Source organism: Moorena sp. SIO3H5, from assembly GCF_010692395.1.
In the GTDB taxonomy this organism is placed as follows: Bacteria; Cyanobacteriota; Cyanobacteriia; order Cyanobacteriales; family Coleofasciculaceae; genus Moorena.
In genome coordinates this window covers 1-4,196 of record NZ_JAAHHS010000539.1, presented here as the reverse complement: position 1 = coordinate 4,196, position 4,196 = coordinate 1, and the positions used below count along the sequence as shown (strand labels likewise).

At 44.4% G+C, this 4,196-nt stretch carries 1 protein-coding gene and 1 pseudogene; both read right to left on the bottom strand.

The genetic code is table 11. The features are described 5' to 3' along the window. A partial coding sequence (locus F6K52_RS33085) for a filamentous hemagglutinin N-terminal domain-containing protein (protein ID WP_293088858.1) occupies positions 1-2,267 on the bottom strand: 2,267 nt, incomplete at its 3' end. A gap of 216 nt (positions 2,268-2,483) precedes the next feature. Continuing rightward, positions 2,484-4,196 (bottom strand): annotated as a pseudogene (locus F6K52_RS33080) (hypothetical protein); the annotation flags it as partial.

The following is a 4,196-nucleotide window of genomic DNA, read 5'->3' as shown; positions in this document are numbered from 1 at the left end:
TCCATAGCACTGGGGTCTTGGGGGATGCCACCCCGTCCGGTAATATAAAAACTACTGGTGGCAGTCCAACGGCAACCTTTAGCGATTTCTTGAGTGCGATCGCGCAGTTCTGTGGGTAATTCAATTAAGCCGTTAGCGGTATCGGTGTCAGAATTGTTAGTGATCTCCCCATCTACCCCAAACTCAGAACTAGCAGTAATGGCACTATCAGGAGATACAAATAACCCTTCGGTAGTAATGGCAATATTTCCACCATTGCCTAGATTAGCATTGGCTTGGATCACGCTACTTTCGATCAGAGTCACTACATCGGACTTAATGGTAATATTACCGCCATCGCCATCGTTCTCAGCTTCTGTGGTAATGGTGCTGCCATTGCGTAATAGTAAACCGTTTTTGATATCGAGGTTAATATTGCCTTTTTTCCCAGAGAAGGTGGAGGCGCTGATACTAGCGCCATAATTGAGGTTGATGGTATCAGCCTTGATAAATAATTCTCCCCCATCACCAAATCCTCGATTTCTGACCCTAATTTGGGCATCTTGGGTATCGGGATCTCCTGAGATAGTTAACTCAGAAGTGTTAATTGTGATGTTGCCAGCATTGGCAGTGGGGATGGGGTCTAGTCCAAATAGTCTTTGGAAGAAAACAGGAGGACGTGTTATGGTACTCGAAATCTGAGTGGAGGTAAAAGGAGTTGGCAGGGTATCGAGTAAAGTTATAGACTCCGAAGCATTGATGGTAACAATACCAGCATTACCTTTACCAAAAGCAGAAGCACCAATTATTCCACCATCGGCGAGCAGCAATCTCGTTGTATTTATCTCCACACTACCCCCATCACCTTCACCAAAAGAGGCAGCACTAACTAAGCCTTGGTCGTTGATACCTGAAATTAAACCTACTATCTCAATGGATTCCGTCGCATTGATACTTATATTACCACCATTACCTTTACCGGCAGTAAATGTTAGAATGTTTGCTACAACTACTCTCAGTTGATTGGTGGAAATGGTAATATCTCCTGCTGTTGCTTCGCTGAAGGTCAAAGAATTTACATCACTAGTGAAATCACTTTGATTGTCACGGTTCAAAGCGCCCAAACCAATTATATTGACCGATTCAGAAGCAACAATGTTGATATTCCCTGGGTCACCTGACCCAAAAGCATTGGTCAGTACATGTGCTCCCCCAAAGACATTTAAATTTTTGGTAATAATGTCTATATATCCCCCCTCACCACTGGATATCGAGAGGTTAGCCACAAAGGTATTGAAACTGCCGTTGGCATCATTCTCTCCGATAGTTACAGTTTCGGTACCATCAAGTATGGTATTGCCAGCATTTTGACTACCTTCATTCTGAGTCAGTACGATTGAGTTATCTCCTACTGTAATCGTTGCTCCCCTGATTCGGATCGAGCCAGCCGTGTCGCCACTGGTATCAAGGAGGGCGCTTTCAGTTAATTGAATATTCCCTAAGTTTGAGACTTGACTCAAGTCCAGATCCCAGACCGATCCTACTGGTGTTAACTCCACCATCGAAGTAGAATTGTTGCTACCTACTGCGGCGATTTCGATTTGTCCCCCTTCTGCGGAAAGCAAACCACCCCTGAGGCTAATGTCTCCTCCTACCAAGGCTAAGGTATTCCCCGGTTGAACCTGTAATTGCGACCCCAGATTACTGCGATCGAAAGGAGCGAAAATACTGCCATTGAGGGTATGTCCTGGACCAGTTACTGTAATATTTCCGGGATTTGTTCCCATCTGTAAACCAGGAGTAATATTAATCGTTAATAATGGCGCTTGGTTTGGTTCAGTAGCACTAAATTCAATCCCATTTCCAAACACTACACTCTCGGCAGTGCTCGCAAAAAATGAACCACCTATATTCAACGAAGCATTTTGCCCAAAGATAATTCCCGCTGGATTAATCAGAAATAAATTAGCGTTACCATTAGCACGAATCAAGCCGTCAATGTTAGAAATATTCCCTCCGGTGACACGGCTAAAGATATTGGCAATATCCGCCGCATTGTTAAAGAAGGCTGACCCGTTGCTAGGTACGGAAAATTCTGAGAAGCTATGAAATAGATGATCGGAAGTGCGTACCCCAGATTCAATATCGAAATTCACCCCATCATCACTAGTGACGGTAGTGGATAAAGTGCCATCACTGCTGATTTGGGCGGTGGCGATGTTGGGGATGAGGACAGTGGAGAGTAAAAGATGGCTGAGTAAATAGCATCGCTGAATGGTTTGGTTCATCAACTTGACCCTGGTCGCTGATGTAATTTTGGTTTGAGTGGGATATAGTTATTTTTCCCATCACCGATGGTCTTCCTCACAAATCAAACTCACTACAGGGAGTCAGCTGTCAGCTAAAGTAGGGTGGGCAAAGTAGTCGCTCTCATTAATCATTATTGGAACCAAACTGTCGCAAGCCCACCCTACAATCTAATCTGTTTTTCCCCACCCTACAATCTAATCCTCTTTAATCGCACAAGTTGCTCGTAGAAAATCGAGCGCCTGGTTGGAGTTAACAACAGCGACTAATTCCACATTACCTTGCTCATTAATAATCCAAGCATTAGCTTCCACTATCGGTGCTTTGGTATTAGTTTCTGGTTTACTATCAAATGCTTCGGGTATGGCGCGCACTATGGATAGATCCGATATATCCCGCACATCCGATAAAATTTGGCCACCGGGCACCATAGCACTGGGGTCTTGGGGTATGCCACCCCGTCCGGTAATATAAAAACTACTGCTAGCAGTCCAACGGCAACCTTTAGCAATTTGTTGAGTGCGATCGCGCAGTTCTGTCGGTAGTTGAATTAAGCCGTTAGCCGGATCGGAGTCAGGATTGTTAATGCTGATCACCCCATCTACCCCAAACTCAGAACTAGCAGTAATGGCACTATCAGGAAACACAAATAAGCCTTGGGTAGTAATGGAAATATTTCCCCCATTTCCTTGATTAGCATCGGTTTGGATCAAGCTGCCTTCCATCAGAGTCACTAAATTCGAGTTAATGGTAATGTTGCCAGCATTGCCATTGTTCTCAGCTTCTCCATCAGTGTCAGCTTCGGCAGTGATGGTGCTGCCATTACGCAATAGTAAACCGTTTGTGATATCCAGGGTAATATCGCCTCCTTTTCCAGAGAAGGTGGAAGAGGTGATACTAGCACCATAATTAAGGTTGATGGTATCAGCCTTGATAAATAATTCTCCCCCATCACCAATTCCTTGATTTCTGACCCTAATTTCGGCATCTTGGCCATCGGGATCCCCTGAGATAGTTAACTCGGAAGTGTTAATCCTGATTTGGCCAGCATCAGCAGTGGGGATGGGGTCTAGTCCAAATAGTCTTTGGAATAGAAGACCAGGAAGTGCTACCCTACTCGAAATATTACTAGATATACCAGGAGTTGGCAGGGTATCGAGTAAGGTTATAGACTCCGAAGCATTTATGGTAACAGTACCAGCATTACCTTTACCAAAAGCAGAAGCACCAATTACTCCACCATCGGCGAGCCGCAATCTTGCGGTCTTTACCTCCACATTACCCCCATTACCTTCACCAAAAGAGGCAGCACTAACTACGGTATCGTCTTTGATACCTGAAAGTAAACCCACTAGATCAATAGATTCCCTAGCATTGAGGCTGATATTACCCCCCTTACCTTCACCGACAGTAAAACTAAAAATGTTTGCTAAAGCTAATTTCAAGTGATTGGTGGAGATGGTAATATTCCCTGCTGGGGCATCGCTGAAGGTCAAAGAATTTATATTACTATCATTCTCAAGAGTACTCGTAAAACCAATCATATCGACCGATTCAGAAGCTTCGATGTTGATATTCCCTGGGGTACCTGACCCAAAAGTGCTGGCTAATACATTTGCTCCTCCAAACAGGTTTAAATTTTTGGTAATAATCTCTATATCTCCCCCGTCACCACTGGATATAGAAAGGTTAGCCACAAAGGTATTGATACTGCCGTTAGCGTCATTCTCTCCGAGAATTACACTTTCGGTACCATGAATTATGGTATTGCCTGCCCTTTGAGTACCTTCATTCTGAGTCAGTACGATTGAGTTATCTCCTACTGTAATCGTTGCTCCCCTGATTCGGATCGAGCCAGCCGTGTCGCCACTGGTATCAAGGAGGGCGCTTTCAGTTAATTGAATATTCCC